This is a genomic window from Burkholderia mycopellens (assembly GCF_964265025.1).
GTDB lineage: Bacteria > Pseudomonadota > Gammaproteobacteria > Burkholderiales > Burkholderiaceae > Burkholderia.
Window position 1 is genome coordinate 1559615 of record NZ_OZ183802.1, and the last position, 20177, is coordinate 1579791.

General features: G+C 57.9%; 13 protein-coding genes and 3 pseudogenes. 11 read left to right on the top strand and 5 right to left on the bottom strand.

Annotation, left to right across the window (positions count from 1 at the left end; translation table 11 throughout):
• Window positions 1-182: 182 nt before the first annotated feature.
• Both istB and istA read right to left on the bottom strand, forming a co-directional pair.
• Window positions 183-980: an IS21-like element helper ATPase IstB gene (gene istB / locus ACPTTC_RS07315; protein WP_060091270.1), complete on the bottom strand. Its 798-nt coding sequence runs from the start codon at window positions 978-980 to the stop codon at window positions 183-185.
• Complete coding sequence (gene istA, locus ACPTTC_RS07320; RefSeq protein ID WP_224755808.1) at window positions 973-2451, bottom strand: IS21 family transposase; 1479 nt, start codon at window positions 2449-2451, stop codon at window positions 973-975. The genes istB and istA overlap by 8 nt, the downstream gene beginning before the upstream one ends.
• Window positions 2452-2585: 134 nt before the next feature.
• On the opposite strand from istA, the pseudogene ACPTTC_RS07325 reads away from it, so the two are divergent.
• Window positions 2586-3248: pseudogene (locus tag ACPTTC_RS07325) on the top strand (transposase); the annotation flags it as partial.
• A gap of 258 nt (window positions 3249-3506) precedes the next feature.
• Here ACPTTC_RS07325 and ACPTTC_RS07330 read toward each other — a convergent pair.
• Window positions 3507-4517, bottom strand: a complete 1011-nt coding sequence (locus ACPTTC_RS07330) for a LysR substrate-binding domain-containing protein (RefSeq protein WP_423392028.1) — start codon at window positions 4515-4517, stop codon at window positions 3507-3509.
• A gap of 151 nt (window positions 4518-4668) precedes the next feature.
• Between ACPTTC_RS07330 and ACPTTC_RS07335 the strand changes: the two genes are divergently transcribed.
• The 7 genes and pseudogenes from ACPTTC_RS07335 to tnpC form a co-directional block, all read left to right on the top strand.
• Window positions 4669-5781, top strand: coding sequence for a CoA transferase (locus tag ACPTTC_RS07335; protein ID WP_423392029.1), 1113 nt, complete (start codon window positions 4669-4671; stop codon window positions 5779-5781).
• Complete coding sequence (locus ACPTTC_RS07340) at window positions 5778-7142, top strand: MFS transporter (RefSeq protein ID WP_423392030.1); 1365 nt, start codon at window positions 5778-5780, stop codon at window positions 7140-7142. Before ACPTTC_RS07335 ends, ACPTTC_RS07340 begins: the two co-directional genes overlap by 4 nt.
• Before the next feature lie 130 nt (window positions 7143-7272).
• Window positions 7273-8331: a porin gene (locus ACPTTC_RS07345; protein WP_423393326.1), complete on the top strand. Its 1059-nt coding sequence runs from the start codon at window positions 7273-7275 to the stop codon at window positions 8329-8331.
• 65 nt (window positions 8332-8396) lie between these two features.
• Entirely contained in the window at window positions 8397-8771 is a 375-nt protein-coding gene (locus ACPTTC_RS07350; RefSeq protein WP_423392031.1) for a BON domain-containing protein, read from the top strand.
• Window positions 8772-9249: 478 nt separating this feature from the next.
• On the top strand, window positions 9250-9792 hold the full coding sequence (locus ACPTTC_RS07355) for a transposase (RefSeq protein WP_423392032.1): 543 nt from the start codon (window positions 9250-9252) through the stop codon (window positions 9790-9792).
• Window positions 9768-10124, top strand: coding sequence for an IS66 family insertion sequence element accessory protein TnpB (gene tnpB / locus ACPTTC_RS07360; RefSeq protein ID WP_423392033.1), 357 nt, complete (start codon window positions 9768-9770; stop codon window positions 10122-10124). Before ACPTTC_RS07355 ends, tnpB begins: the two co-directional genes overlap by 25 nt.
• Before the next feature lie 31 nt (window positions 10125-10155).
• A pseudogene (gene tnpC / locus ACPTTC_RS07365) lies at window positions 10156-11511 on the top strand (IS66 family transposase); the annotation flags it as partial.
• On the opposite strand, the gene ACPTTC_RS07370 reads toward tnpC, so the two are convergent.
• Both ACPTTC_RS07370 and ACPTTC_RS07375 read right to left on the bottom strand, forming a co-directional pair.
• A complete protein-coding gene (locus ACPTTC_RS07370) occupies window positions 11512-13590 on the bottom strand; it encodes a recombinase family protein (RefSeq protein WP_423392034.1) in 2079 nt (692 codons plus the stop codon).
• Window positions 13580-13780: a hypothetical protein gene (locus ACPTTC_RS07375; protein ID WP_423392035.1), complete on the bottom strand. Its 201-nt coding sequence runs from the start codon at window positions 13778-13780 to the stop codon at window positions 13580-13582. The genes ACPTTC_RS07370 and ACPTTC_RS07375 overlap by 11 nt, the downstream gene beginning before the upstream one ends.
• A gap of 306 nt (window positions 13781-14086) precedes the next feature.
• On the opposite strand from ACPTTC_RS07375, the pseudogene ACPTTC_RS07380 reads away from it, so the two are divergent.
• From ACPTTC_RS07380 to ACPTTC_RS07390, 3 genes and pseudogenes are all read left to right on the top strand, one after another.
• Window positions 14087-14305 (top strand): annotated as a pseudogene (locus ACPTTC_RS07380) (IS66 family transposase); the annotation flags it as partial.
• Between the two features lie 974 nt (window positions 14306-15279).
• A complete protein-coding gene (locus ACPTTC_RS07385) occupies window positions 15280-15657 on the top strand; it encodes a hypothetical protein (protein WP_423392036.1) in 378 nt (125 codons plus the stop codon).
• Between the two features lie 561 nt (window positions 15658-16218).
• Entirely contained in the window at window positions 16219-20175 is a 3957-nt protein-coding gene (locus tag ACPTTC_RS07390) for a matrixin family metalloprotease (protein ID WP_423392037.1), read from the top strand.
• The last annotated feature ends 2 nt before the right edge of the window (window positions 20176-20177 follow it).

Here is a 20177-nt window from a genome sequence, read left to right on the forward strand (position 1 = left end):
CGCGTGCATGTGGTGCCCTCCAAGGTTGCGCGATTCAACGCGAATCGCTTGGAGGCACCGTGAATTACGGGTATGCGCGCGGCCAATACGGCCGTATTTGATTTCTAGGTTGTTGATTTCCACCGAGTCTTAACCCACCGATTTCATCTAAATCTGACCCACCCTGAGACAGCGTAGTACATCTATTCCGGTGTGGATAACTCTTCGTTACCCGCTGGTTTTGCTGCTCTTTTTCTTGTTGTCTTTGCCTTGGCAGAACTGGTCCTGAAGCGCCACGATTCATTGCCCGTTTCGACGATGTGGCAGTGATGGGTGACGCGGTCCAGCAGCGCTGTCGTCATCTTTGCATCCCCGAACACGCTCGCCCACTCGCCGAAGCTGAGATTGGTCGTGATCGCGACGCTCGTGTGCTCGTAAAGCTTTGAGAGCAGATGGAACAGCAATGCACCGCCGGTCTGGCTGAACGGCAGATAGCCCAGCTCATCGAGAATCACCAGATCGACGTACATCAGCTTGTGGGCGATCTGGCCTTGTTTGCCGATGGACTTCTCCTGCTCCAGGGCGTTGGTCAGCTCGACGGTCGAGAAGTAGCGCACACGCTTGCCGTGGCGCTGTACGGCTTCGATTCCGATCGCTGAGGCGAGGTGCGTCTTGCCAGTGCCCGGACCACCGATGAACACGACGTTGTGCGCGCTTTCGAGGAACGACAGCTCGCTCAGTTCGCGCACCAGCGCTTCGTCGACGTGTGCCTGCGCGAAGTCGAAGCCCTTCAGGTCGCGGTGGGCCGGGAAGCGCGCAGCGGTCATTTGATAGGCGATCGAGCGCACCTGCCGTTCGGCGGTTTCAGCCATCAACAGCTGCTTCATGAAGCGCTCCGGCTCGAAGTCAGTGTGGCGCGACTGCGCGAGCAGCTCCGGCCACGTGCTCGCCATGCCGTGCAGTTTAAGACCCTTGAGCTGGGCCGCGATATCGTTAGACATGACGATCCTCCGGTGGGTTGGCACGCAGCGTCTCGTAACGGTTCACGTCGGCCGCGGGCTCTTCCTTGAGCTGGAGTTTCGTCGTGGCGAGGCTGCCATTCGTGACGGGCGCCTTCAGCCGGCTCAGCACGTTCAGGACGTGCTCTGCGCTGGGGCGTCCTGAATCCAGCGCAGCCTGTACGGCGAGCAGCACCGCATCGAGCCCGTGTTCGCGCACCGCAGCGAGCACCTGCGTCATGACGCGATCGCCGCCCGGGTGTTTCAGCAGATGCCGCTGCAGCAGTTGCAGCGGCTGCGGCATCGTGATGAACGGTGCGCCGTTGCGCAGTGCGCCGGGTTTGCGCTCGACCAGCGTGACGTAGTGGCGCCAATCGTAGAAGGTCATGTGCCGCTCGAAGCTGCGTTCGTGGCGTGCGATCTCCTGGGCGTTGGCGACGACGCTGAGATATGCCGGATAGCAGCGCACGCTCACCAACTGGTTCGTGTACTCGGTGGGCACGCTGTAGCGGTTGCGTTGGAAGTGAATCAGGCTGGTCGACGAGACTCGCAGGGTCTGCTCGATGTAGCCGTCGAACGGCCGTGGATTGGGCATCAGCCGGGTACGCTCGTCCTGCAGCACATCCTCGACTGTCAGCTCAGGCCACTGCGGGTGCCGCATGTGCCACGCCTCACGACACTGACCAGCGACCCATTCGTTCAGGATCTCCAGCGTTTCCCAGCGCCGTAGCGCTGCTTCGTGCCAGATCTGACGTCGCCGGTCCTGAACGTTCTTCTCGACGATGCCTTTCTCCCAGCCTGCAGCCCGGTTGCAGAACTCCGGCTCGAACAGGTAGTGACTGCACATCGCTTCGAAGCGCGCGTTGACCGCACGCTCCTTGCCGCGGCCAACCTTGTCCACGGCGGTCTTCATGTTGTCGTAGATGCCGCGCCGCGGCACGCCGCCGAACGCGGCGAATGCGCGGGCGTGCGCATCGAACAGCATCTCGTGACTCTGTGTGGGATAGGCGACGAGCCAGAACGCGCGGCTGGAGTTAAGTTTGACGTGGGCGACCTCCAGGCGTCGCCGTAGCCCGCCAACAAACGCGTATTCGCAGCTCCAGTCAAACTGGAAGGCTTCGCCGGGTTCGAAGGCGAGCGGCACGAAGGCCTTCCTGCGAGGCGCCTCAGCCTGCTCCTCGTGCCAACGCCTCACGAACGCGCTTACGCGGCCGTAGCTGCCGGCGTAACCCTCGGCGCGGATCGCCTCGAACATGAACCGGGCGGTGCGCCGGTCACGCTTCGGGCGATGACTGTCGGCACGCAGCCAACCTGTCAGCTGTGCGGCCCAGTCGTCGATGACGCTCGGGCTGACGCGCTTCGGATACTTCGGCTCGACAGCATCAGTCTGCCGCAGCCAGCGGCGCACCGTGTTTCGGGACAGGCCCGTACGCCGCGCAATCTCGCGCAGTGGGACCTTCTCGCGGAAATACATCCGCCTGATCTTGGCCAATATGCCCACCGTGATCACCTTTGTATCCCCTGCTCAAAGATTGAGCAGGGCATTCAATCACGTGGGTCAAAATTCGATGAAAATTTTCAGCTCTAGTGGGTCAGTTCTGTGCGGACATCAACACGCATGAAGTTACGAACGCGGGTAGTGACCGCGCGCAGCTAAGTTCAATGGCGCAAGCTGCTCGGGATGCCATGGGTAGAACCAAATTGAAGGCTATCGCTGATCGAGGGTATTACAGTGGCCCACAGATAAAGGCTTGCGAGGACGCAGGCATTGCCGCCATTCTGCCCAAGGTCACGACATCCAGCGCGAAGGCTGATGGTCGCTTCGATCGGGCCGACTTTATTTACACTGCCCGGGATGACGAATATCTATGCCCGGCCGGGCAACGTGCGATCTACCGCTTTACTGGTCTGGAACATGGCATGTATCTTCGTCGTTACTGGAGTAGCGCCTGTATCGGCTGCGCCATAAAACCACAATGCACGCCAAGCAATTACCGGCGGATCACGCGCTGGGAGCACGAATCAGTGCTGGAAGCTGCGCAGCGAAGACTGGACCGAATGCCGAATGCGATGACGGTGCGAAGGCGGACAGTTGAGCATGTGTTCGGGACGTTCAAACACTGGATGGGCTACACGCACCTTCTGACTCGCCGGTTTGCCAACGTGAGCACCGAAATGAGTTTGCATGTGCTGGCATACAATCTCAAACGCGTCATAGCGATACTCGGGTTCTCGAAAACCATGAAGGCGATGCGGCTGGTGGGTGCGTGAAGCACTCCAGGGTGCGCTTACATGCCGAGGGACGACAGCAACTCGGCACTGAAGCTATGGCGACATTCCTCGTTCACCTGAAGGCTGCGAAAATGCGGCACGGGATCTGCGCCCGCCGACGCTGAGTTACGGGTTTCCACACAGCCTCGACCCACTTCTGCCCTTCGATATCCCGAGATCTTAAGGGCGGCTTTAAAGGTGCAGCGGCCATTTCCCGTTCGGTTAGTACGCAAATCCCAGGGAACTAAAATTTCCAGGTCACGACCTGGTAGTAACCGCCGCACTGCCCCGTGTCGACCCCCGTTTCTCTCCACTTCCTGCCGCAGCGATAAACGCTTGCAACGCCGGGAAGTCGGCATTCGTGTTGAGATGAATGAGCGAGATGGTTCCCGTGGGCATCTTTAGAAGGCTTTTCAAGAATTGAACGGATCCCGAGCGCTGATAGAGTTCAACCGCAGAGCGTGGAGCGATAGTCAGTGCGTCCAATGCTCCGACCATCTGAAGGTTGGTGTGGAAAGACATTGACTCTACGACCGGTCTTGGCGGCATCAATCCTTCATTGAGGAATAGAGAGTCGAACACGCGGCGCGTTTCCGAACCTGTGGCCGCCACAATCCAGTCCTCGCCCTGCAATTGTCTTACCGTCACGCGCGCTGCCCGCGCAAGCTTGTGGCTAGGCGCGCAGGCAATGGAGAGAGGCTCAACCATCAGCGGCAGAACGGTCAGATCGTATCCCGCTGATTCGATGAGCATGTCGGAATCCACTCGTCCAACGATGCAGTCAATTTGCCCGGCGACAAGCGCCTTGAACAATCCACCCACAGTCGATTCGTGTATTTCGAGCAGGGGCCGAAGCCTACCGTCGAGCCGGCGCAGCACAGCCGGCAGTAGCGAGACCGCAACGACAGGCAGCATCCCGATACGCAGGAGCGGGCGTCTGCCGTCGCCCTCGTCTCCGACGACGGTCAGGGCGGTGTCGAAATGCGCAAGAGCAAGCCGCAGGCGCTGCAGCACGACCGCCCCTTCACTAGTTAGTCGTCCACCGCGCGCGCCGCGTGTCACCAGATTCCTGCCAAAAGATATCTCCAGCTCGTGCAGCATTTTCGTCACTGCTGGCTGAGACAGATTGAGTTCGCGTGCGGCTGCCGCGAGCGACCCGCCAAGCGAAATCAACTCGAGCAGCCGCAGGTGTTTGATGCGCAGAAAATTGCCCGCATAGCGGCGGCTTGAATTAGGGTCAGTATTCACGTTCTGGAAATGCCCGTTCACTAGTTTTCAATTTTCAAGTAATTCTCGGTCGATCACAATCACTGCCACAACTCAGGAGACGTGGCATGCCAACAGATTCCGCAGAAACGACTTTCAGATCCGGTGCAGTATCTTCCGGGCATCGTCAAGTGGTCAAGGCGAGGTCCGCATCGTGATCGGCTTCAAACCGCTAAACGGTATCAGGGTGCTCGACTTCACCCACGTGATCGCAGGGCCGCTTGCGACGTTCTATCTTTCCCAATTGGGCGCGGAAGTCGTCAAGGTGGAGAGTCGGAGCGGCGGCGACGTCATGCGGCGAGGCAAGGGGCTGGCCGCCTTCGTTGCGCTGAATGCCGGAAAGCAGTGTCTCTCGCTGGATCTGAACCATCCTGCTGATCGCGAGCAGGCATTGGCACTCGCGCACGAAGCGGACGTACTGGTGGATAGCCTGCGCCCTGGCGTACTCGATCGCCACGGCTTAAGTGACGCCGATCTGAGGGCAGCGAATCTGGGTCTCATCTACTGCTCGATCAGCGGCTGGGGACGTGAGGGCGCATGGCAGGATCGACCGGCCTACGACCACGTGATCCAGGCTGCCACCGGCATGATGCTGATGGGCGGCAACGAAGGCGAACCGCCGATCAAGACTGGCTTCCCCGTGATCGATGCCGGAACCGGAATCATCGCTGCGCTGGCAGTGATCGCGGCGCTTCGCGAGCGGGACGTGAGCGGCCAGGGCCGCTTTCTCGATATCTCGATGACCGGCGCGGCGTTGCAACTGATGTATCCGTTCGCCTGTCACGCGCTCACGGAAGGCGTTACCCCGCCGCGAGTCGGCAATCAAGGTTATTCGGGAAGTCCGGCGGCCGATCTGTTCGAAGTGCGGGACGGTTGGGTCGCCCTCGGCGCCAACACGCCGCGTCAACTGATCGCGCTGCTGAATGTATTGGGACGTAGCGACATCGCCCGCAATCGCGGGTATTTCGAGCAAGCGCTTGATGCCGATGCGCCTGCGGCATTCCTGCGTTCTCACAATCCGTCGGCATTGCGCGCTGAACTGGCGGCCGCAATCGCAGACTGGAAAGCAGCCGAACTCGAAGACGCATGCGCAGCGGCGGCCGTGCCCTGCGCGAAGGTTCGCACGATCGCCGAATTCACCGAGCAGGCGCGCAGCGCCGGCGCGCTGGATCCTGTGACGTTGTCCGATTTGGGTTGCGAAGTCGAATCGCCCGGTCTGGGTTTCCGCACGCGCATCCCCGACACGGCTTGCGGGGGCCCGACATGAAACTCGACTCGACATTGTCAATCGAGCCGGCTGCGGACGGGTCTGGCTGCGCGCCCGAACCCGGCGCGGTATACGGCAAGATCACCGCGAGGCTCGTCCCGCTGCTCTTCCTTTGCTATCTGATCGCGTTCGTCAACCGCAGCAACATCGGTCTGGCCAAGCTTCAGATGCAGACGGCGCTCGGGTTCAGCGACACGGCCTACGGAATCGGTGCAGCCATGTTCTTTATCGGACTCGTGCTGTTCGAGGTGCCGAGCAACCTGCTGCTGCGCCGTATCGGCGCACGCAAGACGCTTCTGCGCATCATGGTGTTGTGGGGCGCCACCTCGGCGGCGACACTGTTCGTCAAGACACCGATCCAGTTCTACGTGTTGCGCTTCCTGCTGGGCGCATTTGAGGCGGGTTTCTTTCCCGGCGTCATTCTGTATCTGACGTTCTGGTATCCCCACGAGCGCCGCGCACGTGTGATCGCGCTTTTCATGACCGCGGCCGGCGCGGCGGGTTTCATAACGGGTCCGGTGTCGGGCTCAATCCTCAAATCGCTGCACGATGTATGGGGTCTGGAGGGCTGGCAGTGGCTGATGCTTCTTGAAGGCATCCCGAGCATACTGCTGGGCGTCGCCGCATTTATGCTGTTGCCGGAGAAGCCGGCTAACGCCAGTTGGCTGTCGCAGCCGGAGCGGCGCCTGGTGGAGAACGCGTTGCGTGGACAGTCCACCTCGGCCGCCGCGCACCCGCCACGCAATCAGGTGCTACGCGATCCGCTTGTCTATTTGCTTGGATTCGCCGCATTTTCGGTCGCCTGTGCAGTCAACTTCCTGGCCTTCTGGCTGCCATCGATCATCGCCGCGACCGGTATCACCGATCTGCAGCACGTCGGCTTGTATGTGCTGATTCCGAATGCGCTCGGCACCGTTGCGATGGTGATGTACGGCCGCCATTCAGATCGTCACCAGGAGCGTCGCTGGCATTTCATCTTCGCGGCCGGCGTCAGCGCTGCCGGGTTGGGTACCATCGCCGTGCTGCATGGCTCTCTCGTCGGTGTAGTGATTGCCGCCATCGCCACGACATGTGGCGTCGCGTCGGCGTATCCACTCCTCTGGGCGATTGCGACCCGCTGCCTTTCACGTGAAGCCTCCGCCGTGGGCATCGCGGTCATCTCGAGCCTCAGTTCGCTTTCCGGCATCAGCGCGGGACTCGTTGGCGCGATCAAGACACACACCGGCAGCCTCGATACAGCCATCTATCTGCTCATCGCGCTTCTTGTTGCCGGCACCCTCGTATTGGCGTTTTGCGTGCGCAGCGATGCCGGCAACATCAGCACGCGAAATTCGACCGGGGAATGCGACGAACCATCGTGATTCGCGTGTGCCGTGCGATGTCAGCCCGGCACCACTCTCGATGTGAGGATGTCGCTCAACCAGAAAATTCTCACAATTGAATTAGATATACTAATAATATGGAGGCGCAATGAGATTATCAGTGCCCGCTCTGGCGAAGGTGACATCGGTAGCAGCGCTGACCCTGCTTTCAGGCGCATCGTATGCGCAATCCAGCGTGACGCTTTATGGTGATATCGGCGGCGGTATCCGCTGGACGAACGGAATGAAGGGCGGCGCAGGGCTTGGCTACGACAACAGCATTATTTCCATCAATCAGTTCGGCTTTACTGGCAGCGAGGATCTGGGCGGTGGAATCAAAGCCATCTTCAGGCTGGCGGGGGCGTTCAATAGCGGAACGGGCGCACTGAAAACAGCGGGGACCGAGTTTTCGCAGCAAGCCCTCGTCGGCTTGACTGGAGATTTTGGCCGTCTGACATTTGGGCGGCAACTCAATGCAAACACGGACTTCGGCATTCTCATCGACCCGATCGGAGGGAACGGCGCGTCCCTCGCAACCGAGCCGGGCGTTGTGTACGGAACGAACTACTTCACGCTGGACTCACGATTCAATAACACCATCAAATACATCGGGCAGGTCGGCGGATTCCGCTTCGGAGCGAGCTATTCGCCGGGCGGCGTCGCCGGCGACACGCGTGCCGACACCAACTTCTCCGGGGCGGTAATGTATCAATGGGGGCCGGCGCTGGGTGGCGTCTCCTATCAAAAGACCTGGAACGCAGCGGCAACACAGTGGGCGCAGACCTTCCAGACGGGCGGAACGCTTCAGATCGGGAATGGGCGCCTCTATCTGAGCTACGACGATCTGAGCGTCACGGGCGCCACCGCGAACGCACCCAGCCGGCGTGACAAAATTCCGGGCGGAGGCGTCGTGTGGTCCGTCACACCAACATTCCAGCTCACCGCGGCGTGCATTTACGATATGGCTAGCAGTCTCGGTAATGTCGAAGGTGCGAGCGGCCACAAACTTACGACCTATGCGATCGCGGAATACTACCTCTCGAAGCGAACCGAACTCTATGCCGAGCTAGATCACAACGGCTTCTCCGGCGTGTATCGCTTCGATCCGAGCAACATCGCGGCCCTCGGATTGAATCCCGGTGGTCACTCCCTAACCGGCGCATCGGTCGGTCTCCTGACCCGGTTCTAGGTATTAGCCGCAGCGTTATAAAGCAGTTGCGCTACCCGCTCGTTGATATTGACCGAAGGAATGACATGAATCATCACAATCGTGTTCTGCAGGGACTGTTTGTTATCACGCTTCTGGGTGTTATCGGTAGCGTCTGTGCTCAGCCCGCGAGCAGCGCCATAGATAGCGTGGCTGAAGCTTCCAGTGCATCTGCCGCGACGTCGGCTAAAGCGGCGAAGTCCGAGGACAGAAAACTTGCACATCAGGTTTCGACCGCGCTCGGTCGAACTCGAGGCTTGAACGCCACGCGTATCATCGTCAGGGCTCGCGATGGCAGCGTCACGCTGTCTGGCTCCGTGACGGATACTGGACAGATTTCGCTGGCCGTCGACGCCACACAGAAGGTCGAGGGCGTGAAGGCAGTCAAAAACGTCCTGCGTATTTCTGAGCAGCCGATGTAACGAGCTGAGGAGCCGCTTTGCTTCTGTAGCTGGCGGCTCCCGACTCGGTTCGTGCAACTGTTGATATCCTCTCCCAGACATACTATTCGAGTTTCCTGACAGCATTCGCGACCGCGTTGTCAGGTCGCCTTTGGCGAACGCTTATTTACGCAGAGGCCTTGACGACGTCCAGCGGGTGTCGAATGGCCGGTAGCAGGGTGCAACCGACATCGGAGCGTCCTGACAAGACGTCGAACAAAGGCCGCTCATGGCCGGCAGCCGCCGGTCGTGATCTCCGGCAACTGGCCGAACGGCGAACTTCGAGCGGTCCCGTCTGGCCCGCTGGTAAACTCAGGCAACCCCACCACGCAATGGCCGGAGAGCGCGTTGACCGATCTCGTCACACTGCAGGCCCCCATCGACTACGAAATCGCGAATTCGCTGATCATTGGTAAGCCGTCAATAAACGACGCCCTACCAATGGTAGGAAAAAGGTCAGATGCTAAGTGTCCGCGTGGACACATGCACTCAGACCGTGATGACAGAGAAACAGGACCTTCGAAGCAGACTGGTGGTTGGCCGTCGACGGGATGGTCGGCGGGAATTTGATGAAGAGGCCGTGCGTGAGCTGGTCGAGTTTTGCCTGAAGCCGGGGGTATCGATCGCCCGGGCGGCCATGGACCATGATGTCAATCCGAACCAGTTGCGTCGCTGGATCTCGCGTCATCAGCAGCATACGCTGCAAACGCCACCGAGACCGGACCCGCTGGTGATAGACGGTGTATCGATCGACATCCCGGGTTCGGCACGTGGTGTTCCGATGAGTGAAGCGCCGGCATTTGTCCCTGTCGTCACCGCGCCATCGACAGTGCCCGCCGTTTCCCCTGTACTGCCACCGGACACGTCGTTGATGGCGCTCTCGTTACATGTGCGCTTATCGAATGGTGTCGAATTCGATCTTGGCGAGGCGAGTGTCGATGAGCTGGCCACGGTGATCCAGATGCTCGGGAGGCTGCCGTGTTCCGGTTCGACGAAGCGCTGAAGGTCTACCTGCATCGCGATCCGGTCGACTTCCGCATGGGCATCAACGGGCTGTCGATCCTGGTCGAACAAGCGATGCGCCTGAACCCAATGACCTCGGCGCTATTCGTCTTCGGCAACCGCCGTCGCGATCGTATCAAGATTCTCGGCTGGGGTGGCAATGGCTTCTGGTTGCTACTCAAGCGACTCGAAGCCGATCGCTTCATCTGGCCGAACGGAGGCGACACGATCACGATCACGCTCAACGCCGAGCAGTTGCACTGGCTGCTCGACGGAATCGACCTGGCGGTGATCCAGAAGCATCCCCAGCGATATTACGCGCGGATGAGCTGAACACCACGCGAGAGGCATAGTCTAATCGGCCATGCCGAACAGCCCCGTCATGCCGAGTGTTGAGGAATACCAGGCACTGCTCGCCGAACGCGATGCGCTGCGCGGTGAGCTTCGGCTCGTGACGGCTCAGCGCGATCTGGCCGAAGAGAAACTGCGGGCCTACAAGCACGAACTGTTCGGCGCCTCGAGCGAGGCGCGCCATGCCGACCAGCTCGGCCTGTTCAACGAAGCAGAGGCATTGGCGACGGCTACCGACGCGCCCGCACGCGAGGATATGCCCGGCACATCGGTCGCCGCCCGCACGCGTGGCAAGCGTGGGCGCAAACCACTCGATCCGAACCTGCCGCGCGAGGTCGTGCGGCACGAGTTGCCCGAGTCCGAACGGTTCTGCGCGCATGATGGCCATGCTCTCGTCGAGATCGGTGTGGAAACGAGCGAGCAACTCGACGTGATTCCCGAGCAGGTGCGCGTCGTTCAGCACCAGCGGGTCAAGTACGCATGTCCGTGCTGCGACCTCGGCATCAAGGTGACGCCCGCACCGGTGCGCATCATCCCTCGCGGGCTGCTCACGGAATCTGCGCTGGCGTGGATCATCACTGGCAAGTACCAGTACGGTATGCCGCTGTATCGCCAGGCCACCCTGCTGCGTCGCTTCGGCGGCGACATCTCATCGAACACGCTGGCCGCCAGCGTGGTGCGGGTAGGTCTGGCCACGCAGCCGGTGATCAACCTGATGCGCGACGCGCTGCTCGAATCGGACCTGATCTGCGGCGACGAGACAACGTTCCAGGTGCTGAAGGAGCCGGGACGAAGGCCGCAGGCGAAGAGTTACCTATGGGCGCAGGTTAGCGGCTCGGGGCCGCCCGTGCGAATGTTCTCGTACTCGCCGGGACGCGGCGCCCAGCATGCGCAGAAGCTCTATGCCGGCGTGCAGCCTGGCACCGTGCTGATGACTGACGGGTACGAGCTCTACAACGGCATCGCCCACGATCACCATCTCGTGCATCTCGGATGCTGGGCACACGTACGCCGCGGCTTCATCAAGGCCGAGGAGTCGGTGCCGAAGGCTGCACGCTCGCCTGATCTGCTAGCCACGCGATTCGTCGTGCTGATCGGCAAGCTGTTCGCGGCCGAGGCGCGCAGCGCGAAGTGGAAGTCTGAACGCCGGCAGCGACTGCGCGCCCGATACAGCGCCCACGTGCTCTCTCTCATCGAGCACATGTTGGTCGAACATCTGCCGGGCGTCGTACCATCGAGTCTGCTCGGCAAGGCATTGCAGTACATGAGCGGACAATGGCCGAAGTTGGTCCGCTACGTCGAGAACGGCACCTGGCCGATCTCGAACAACCCTTGCGAGAACGCGATCCGGCCGTTCGTAATGGGGCGTTCATTGTGCACCTCCTTCCGGAGCCTCGATAAACATTGGGATTTGTCCTTCGCCATCGTTGCGACACGGGCGATATTTGCGCGCCAGGGCCGCCGTAACGGCGTCGCTGTGCAGATCGCTTGCACGAATCTGCCATGGGGCGTCGGGCATGACTTGCTCCGCTGGCAGAATCCGATCGTTGATAAGACGCCGGATCATGTAATGAGTGACGCCGAGCAGTTTCGCCGCGTCAGACATCGTCAACCATTGTCCATCCTTATCCGCCGACTTGTAGGCTCGAATGTCGCGCACTTGCCGTATCGATCTGACACGGTGTGCGGTCCAGGTCTTGCCTTGGCCGGTGCGAATTCCCATCCGATTCAGCGACGCTGCGATGTCCTGGTCTGACCACCGGGTGATCATGCTGCGAATGACCGCGAGCGCGTCGGCAGAGGTACTGCATCCATGCTCGCCAGTCCGAGGCTTGCGGACTCGAAGCTCGGAATGCTGGCCACCTTGCCAGTGAATCGTGAGGATGACTTCGCGAGCGGCTTCGTTCACGTCGGCAACGATGTCGGCAATCAACGCGCGAACAAGCTGTTGACGTGTGCGCATGGTGACGCCCGGTGCATTCCACGCAGCACGAAGATCCTCGGCGAGCTTCGTAAAGTCAGGCAGGGGAGCCTGCGCGTCTGGTTCAGTGACCGTCTCCAGGCGGGCCTGGCAGGCCTGTACACGACGTAATGCCGCTTCCCAGTTCTTCTCCAGCTGCGCGGCAATCAGACGGTTCTCAGGATCACAGGCGGCGTAGCGCCGCTCAGCCAGCGTGGCCTCGTACCGAGCCCGCTGCAGTTCAAGCTCCACGATTCGCCGCTGCTCGTTCAGGGTATCCATGTGCATTTGCTCGGCCTGTTGGGCAACTTCAATCGCCAATGGCTCCACGACGCGCAGAAGCTCCTTGCCGATAGCGGCATCGATGCGTGAGCCGCCGAACGTCATGCATCGCGGCGGCATGTCGAAGCGATTGCACCGGTAGACTGCCTGCGGGATGCGTCCTGCATAGGCTACTGACAGGCGACGTCCGCAGCGGGCGCAGGCAAGCAAACCGGTAAGCAGCGCGCGTCCACCACGACTGGATTTTACGTCACCAGCCTTGCCATAGGCGTTGGTGGCCAGCTTCTCCTGGTTGCGCTCGAATTCGGCCCAGTCGATGTAGCCTTCGTGATGCTCTCGGAGCATGACGTCCCAGTCTTCAAACGGCTTGCGGTGCTTGTAGCTCTTGCGAGCACGGCCTTCGACGATCGTCGTCTGCTTACCGCTCTTGCCATACGCGTAGACACCAGCATAGAACGGATTCTTGAGCACCGAGATCACGTTACGGTAACGTATCGGAGTCCAGTCGACCTGCGTCAGCGTCCGGCCATCAGATGGACGCGGAAAATGAACCTGCTCAGCCCTCATCGACAGCAGGACTTGCCGCGCGCTGCCCAGTTGCCGGAATCGGGTGAAAATCAAGCGTATGACTTCCTGCAACCGCGCGTCTGGATCGAATCCCAGACCGACATCACGATGCCAGATATAGCCAACCGGCACGCTGATACGTAATTCACCGCGGTGTGCCTTCTCTCGTTTGGCGTCGTGCATGCGCGTTCGAAGCACGTTAAGTTCGAACTCGCTGATGCTGCCCTTCATGCCAAGCAACAGCCGGTCATTTGCCCGACAAGGGTCGTACACGCCGTCAAGGTCGATTACCCGCGCTTCAACGAGACCGCAGAGCTCGAGCAGATGATGCCAGTCGCGTCCATTGCGAGCAAGGCGTGAGGCATCGAGGCAAAGCACTGCGCCGACGTCGCTAGCGCATAATAACGCGACCAGACGGTCGAAGCCCGGTCTCGCAACCGTGCCGCTCGCCGAGCGCCCTTGGTCGTCGTCGATGACTTCAACGTCGCGAAATCCATGTCGCTTTGCTTCATGCACGAGGTCATACTGCCGGCGCTGGCTCTCGAGGTTCAGTTGGACCTGTGTCTGGCTGGACTGCCGGACATAAACTACTGCCTTGCGTTTAAGAAGATCTGCGGGCAAACGATCATCATTCTTCATCGTCAGGCCCCTTCGCAGTCGAGATGCCTGCGGCCTGCATCAGCAGGCACGCGAGATTCCTGAGCGCGTTTGCTCGCTGCACCGCGTTCATTCCCTGAAGCTCGACCGTATCGAACGTCAGGTTCATCTGCTGCGACATCGACCGCGACGACTGTTGATCTGCTAGAACGACGTTTGGCAGAGTGGCCATTGCGTTTCTCCCGGACGTTGGTGGAACCGTCCGGAGAGTGTCCCCGCAAATGCCGATCGGCCAGTAACTGATGCAAATTGTGCAGTGCCGCTACGGAAACCCTCGGTTCGCCGAGAACCATGGCTGAACATACAGCGGCATCAAGCATCCACGCTGCGATCATCTTGATTACGGCACCGTCCGTCTCCACGTGGATGACTTGGCTTCCGCCACGATGTTCGACGTCTCTGACCTTGACGTGACGTCCGTACAGCGGATGCCAGCGATAATGGACTTCGACTTCCTGCCCGATATGGGCAGAATGAGCGCGAAATGGCTACTGCGAGGAAATCGTGGTTGTTCAGCGACACGGTCGCCGGCGCGAAGGCGAGCGCGGTGGTCTACAGCTTGATGCTTACATGCCGCGCCTGCGGCGTCGAACTACACGTGTTGACCGAATTGCCGCAGCGCGCCACAGACGCGGACATCAGCGACCTGCTGCCGTTCAACTACGTGAAGCAACAAGCCGAGGCGAGCGTGAGCTGACACAACGAGCGCGCCCCGGCCATCGCGCCGGCACACTCGACCGAGACTCAGTTGCGGACATCGCCGGTCAACCTCGACCGTCGCGATGCGGCTATGCGCGCCCGTCAGTTGCAAATGATTCTCCATTCGGTATGCTGAATTTACCGCTTACCTTTAATTCGCAACGTGCAACCTCATGAATTCACGACGGTTTCGCCCTTCATCGCCGGCGCGAGGCGGCGAAGTGACATTTTTTACTTCGTAAACAGTGACGACTTTAATTTGGTCTACGATTATGAAAGCTAGAAATATTTCGAGATTTACAGGCGCATTTTTATGCGAAAGAAGTAGATCCATGGTCGACACCTTCTTTCAAAATAGAAAGAAATATTATGAAACATGAATAGTTGCAGTAAGGTTAATGGTGAATTGTAATATCACCATTTGCAAATAGGGAAACATGGAGTACCATCAGACGTAAGGAGCATCGGTAATTGATATCGGTGTTTGAGAACATGCAGAAATAACAATTAATGCGGAGGGCTTCCATGCATCAAACAGGCTTCCATATTCCGGCCGCCGATCCAAATAGGTGAGAATATTTTCTTTCGGATAATGGGTTTTCCGATTTAAAACATTCTAATCGGAATTTTTATAATCCCGCATGCTGGCTACAGCCGATGATGACGAAATATAAATGCACTGGAAACGCCACGACAGATCGATACATTTCGGCTTTCCGGCTCACCTATATGAGCTGGCAAGAATGAAGCGTGCAGATATCTCTTTGACTTCTATCGCATTGCCAATTAGGGGATAAATTATATTTTTTGATCTTAATGTGAAATTCGTGGTGGCCAATATTTTTCTCGCGCGCGAGTGGAATGCGGGGCGCCATAAATTTATACTCCACTCCATTTATAAATTAATTAAAATGCTCGAGCGCGAAGCGTGTTGATCAATTTTGGAATGATCAAGCCGAAATAGTGGCGCACATGGACGGGAATACTTTAAAGTTGATGATATTTTTCATATTGTCAATTGCCTTCATCGTTGGTGGAATTGGCGGGCTATGCAACGAGCATATTAAAGATATGCGCGGAATTCCCGCGATGATGTTCGCTCCGATCATGGCAATAGGGCCGATCGTGGCAATTTTTTCATTCGCCTCCTCACTTGCATCCAGCAAAATCTCGCCAAGAGTCAAGCTAGCAGTCTTGATTTTATTCCTTATCACAATTGTGCTATTGATTTCTGGATTGAAGGAATATATGACAAATGCGTGCTTCGTGAGAAAAGAATGGAAAATATTGTTGATGACCTCACCTGTTCAGACGGCGAGGGTGCTGGGAATGCCGGTGTGCAAGGGTTAGCCGAGACGCTTACCAAATCCCATAATTTCCTGGATTGATGGCAACATATGATGCGGCATACGCGAATTCCGTTGCTGTTGATGCCACTCATATGTGGGGCGAGATATTTTTGAGACAAATTGCGATGATGTGTTCTGCCACTTGAGGCTTCCTGAATTATCGGGGTATAGCAGTGGCGCCGGGGAGGACAATTGAGGAACAATGGCTTACTTGAGTATATAAGGCTAATTTTATCGGCAATTGGTTCAGTGCTGCTTATCGGGATGATTTTCTTTATACGATGCCGGACAAATATCCCATATTTACAATTTTTATCAAATCCAAGTTTGGCATTCGTCTTGATTTGCCCATTTGTCGTTGCCGCCTCCATAGTCTATACGGCCTACAGCTACTTCTCTGTTTTTAAATTTAGAGATGAGCGCCGTGGCGGGAGAAGTGTTGTTTCGTATCGCGCGGGGGTGTCACTGATTGCTGGCTTCTTTTTTATTTTATATCTGGCCAATTTTTTGGCATCGCGGATTTGCAAGTGAGATGTCTTGATAAATTCATGAAGGAGAGATCGTGAGCTCGATTACCAGTTCAATTTCCGTCGCCGGATTCTCTGTTGCAAATCTTGACACATTTGCGAATGTCCAAAGTGCCTATCAAACATGGGCTGCCAATCCAAATAGTGGAACTCTGGTGGCATATCAGGCTGCACTTGCCAATACTGCTGCATCGATCACGTCTTTGATTCCTGGGGAGGGTGCCGCATTTGCTGGTAACGCCATTATGGCAAATCTTGTTAATATAACGACAAATTTTAACACGATGAGCCAAAATGACTTGCATAGCGCAATCGCCTCCATTACGGGGGAGATTATAACGCTCGTCGGTCAAGGCGTTGAAATTCTAGGGCTGTCGGAGAGTAATCTCAATCCGCTCGTCGGAGGCGGGACATTTACGGTTGGCGAACTTGTAAACGGCATTGGCTTTCTGATTTCAGCTGCCGGTGTTGGTATCGATGCAGCAACCATAAAAAGCATGGTTCAGCAAGACCTTCAATCGGCGGGATTCTCGCCAGATTCGAATGGAAACTATACCCCTACCGGCCAGAGCAGTTCGAATTTTATATGCGATGGCAGCAATGCCGCTACGATGTGGGATATTGTTCAGGGAAATAATACCGATCAGATACAACCGCCTGGAGTTACGTCAGAAGAAGTCAATGGCAGCCCAGTGGCAACCGTAATAACGAATCAGCAAGGTCAAGATGTAATTATTGCGCCTGGAGTAAATGGTGCTCAATTGAATCTTGACTCGAGTGGCGGAAATGGTTCAGTGTCTGGTGTCAATTCTCAAGCAGTGTCTGGAGGGCAATATAATTTCTCTGGCACCGGCAATGTTGCGAATATATCGAATGCTCAGGTAAATGTTGGCTCCGGAGGCCAGCTTCAGCTATCAGGTAGCGGCGACTTGGTTAATCAGGATGCGGGCTCGGACGTTTCAGTTAGCACCCAGGGCGTCACCACGATCAACGACGATGTGACCGGCCGAGAGGTCACCGTGTCAAACGGAACAGTCGATGTTGGAGGGGGCGCCACGGCGATCGGTGGCGGCACAACGGACAATGTTTCCATCAATAGCGATGGCTCGTTGACGGTTGCAATTTCAAATGCCGTCGGTGCGGAAACGAGCAGTGAGGCTTTCAACAGTCTGGGGGACGGAACGGAGATTGACAATTTCTCTGGTACGGCTGCGAATGACTATTTGACTGATGCTATTGCACTTAATCCGATGACGGGTTGGGCCACCACAAGTACGCAATTCAATTCGACGGGCAACGAAACCGCACAGGAGACTTACGCTGGCGCTGCAAACTCGTCTGGCGTCGATGTGGAAACCGGATACTTCACCTTCAATCCGTCGAATGAGGCGGAGACGAGCAGCGAGCAGTTCAACAGCGCAGGCCAGCAAACCGGCTTTACCGACTACGCCGGGACAGCGACCGACAACTACGCGACCAACGTGGGCACGATGAACACGTCGACTGGCTGGGAGGCGTCCGACACGGCTTACAACTCGGCCGGACAGGAAACCTCAAACGAGACCTACGCAGGGGCTGCCAACGCTTCCGGTATCGATGAGGAAACAGGGTTCACCACGTTCAACCCATCGACGGGTTGGGAGTCGTCATATACCTCGTTCAATGCAGGCGGGCAGGAGACGTCGGACGAAACATTTGCCGGAGTTGCGAACACGTCGGGTGTTGACGAGGAAACCGGGCTTGCCAATTTCAATCCGTCGAATGGTGCCGAAACGAGTAGCGTGCAGTTCAACAGCGCGGGGCAGGAAACCGGTTATACCGACTACGCGGGTACTGCGGCGAACGATTACGTGACCAACGTCGCCGCCATTGATACTTCAACGGGCTGTGAGACATCCGACATCTCATACAATTCCGCCGGTCAGGAAACATCTTCCGAGACGTTCGCCGGGACGGTTAACGCATCGGGGGTCGATGTGGAGACCGGATATGCCAGTTTCAACCCGTCGAATGGCGCTGAAACGAGCAGTGAGCAGTTTAATACCGCTGGGCAGGAAACCAGTTTCACCGATTACACAGGAACTGCGACGAACGATTACGTGACCAACGTGGGCACGATGAATACATCGTCCGGCTGGGAGGCATCCGATACCTCGTACAACTCGGCCGGGAAAGAGACCTCAAACGAAACCTTTGCAGGGGTGGCGAACTCGTCGGGTATCGATGAGGAAACGGGGTTCTCCACCTTCAATCCGTCGACGGGTTGGGAGACTTCCTTCGCATCTTTCAATTCGACAGGTCAAGAGACGTCGGACGAAACCTATGCTGGCACGGCGAACTCGTCTGGAATCGATGTAGAGACAGCGTTTGAAACCTATAACGCGTCGAATGGCTGGGAGACTTCCTACACATCGTTCAATTCCGCAGGCCAGGAAACATCCGACGAGACGTTTGCAGGTTCAGGAAGTTCAAACTTCAATGCGGAGACTGGGTTTGAAACGTTCAACCCGTCAGATGGCTGGGAGACATCTTACGCGTCGTTCAACTCGTCTGGTGACGAAACGTCGATCGAGACGTTCGCAGGAACGGGGACGTCGAACTTCGATCCCGAACTCGGGTTTGAAACCTTCAATACATCAACAGGCTGGGAGACTTCGTTTACCGCTTTCAATTCCCAGGCGCAGGAGACATCGGTTGAAACGTACGCCGGCGCGGCCAACTCATCGGGTATCGATCCAACGACAGGGGTCAAGAATTATGATCCTTCGAGCGGTGCCGAGACGAGCAGCGAGCAATTCAACAGTGCTGGCCAGGAAACCGGAGTCGTCGATTACGCGGACAACCCATCCGACGACTACGAGACTCAAGCGATCGCATTTAATCCCTCGACCGGCTGGGAAACGTCGGACACGATTTTTAATTCTTCCGGACAGGTAACGCAGATCGATGACTACGCGGGTTCCGCGAACGCCTCCGGAGCAGATCCGGAGACAAGTATCACCGACTATAACCCTTCAACTGGCGCAGTGACGGGCAGTTCCTCCGGCGACGGCACCGGCTACTTGACCGCCAGTAACCCGGCGCCTGACGGGGGGGACGGTATCGATGGCGGTTATGGCGGCTATGGGTTTGCAGGCAAGCAGTCCGTGATCAGCGCCACGCTGGGAAGCGACGTTGGCTCGATCGCATTACACGATCTCGCTATCGGTGATCAGAAAGACGCAGCGACGGCGGAGAGTGCATTTCATCAGGCACAGAATATTGCAGGAGTTACTCCGACGAATGGCACCGGAACGGCCGTCGATTCCGGAAATCGATGGAGTGGCAATGCGATCACGTGGAACCTGGGTGCCGATATGGGCATTCAGTACGACGCGGAAGTACAGCAGGCCTTTGCGACCTGGGCGGCGGCATCGGGATTGACCTTCAAGGAAGTCTCGGGGGCGTCGTCTGCCGACATCCACGTTGAGTTCAGCGATCTCGATACGCCCACGTCGGGCGTGGCGGGCTACACGAGCTATCACGCCAGCGCCGGGCAGATATCGTCTGCAATGATCCAACTCGAGGATCCGAGCCAGGATGCGGTGATTGCGGGGGCTGCTGGAGCACTCACGTACTCGGGTACCGATGCGACGCTGGAGCAGGTGCTACTGCACGAGATCGGGCACGCGCTGGGGCTGGCGGACGATTCGGATCAGGACTCGGTGATGTACTACGAACTGACCTCCAGCAACCGCATGCTCGACGGTACGGACGTGACGGGGATCCGGTCCCTGTACGGGTCGAGCAGCATGGCTGAGCAGTCGGAGCACGGTGGGCCGGGGATCGCTGCCCGATCGGGGCAAGGGGCCGGCCAGACCACGGTCGATCACCAGCTTGGCCAGTTGATTACGGGAATGGCCTCGTTCAATCCCCCGTCGGCGGGCAGCTCGAGCCCGATCCATGACGCTGTACACGAGCGTCACATGGTACTGGCCGCCAGCGGGCACTGATC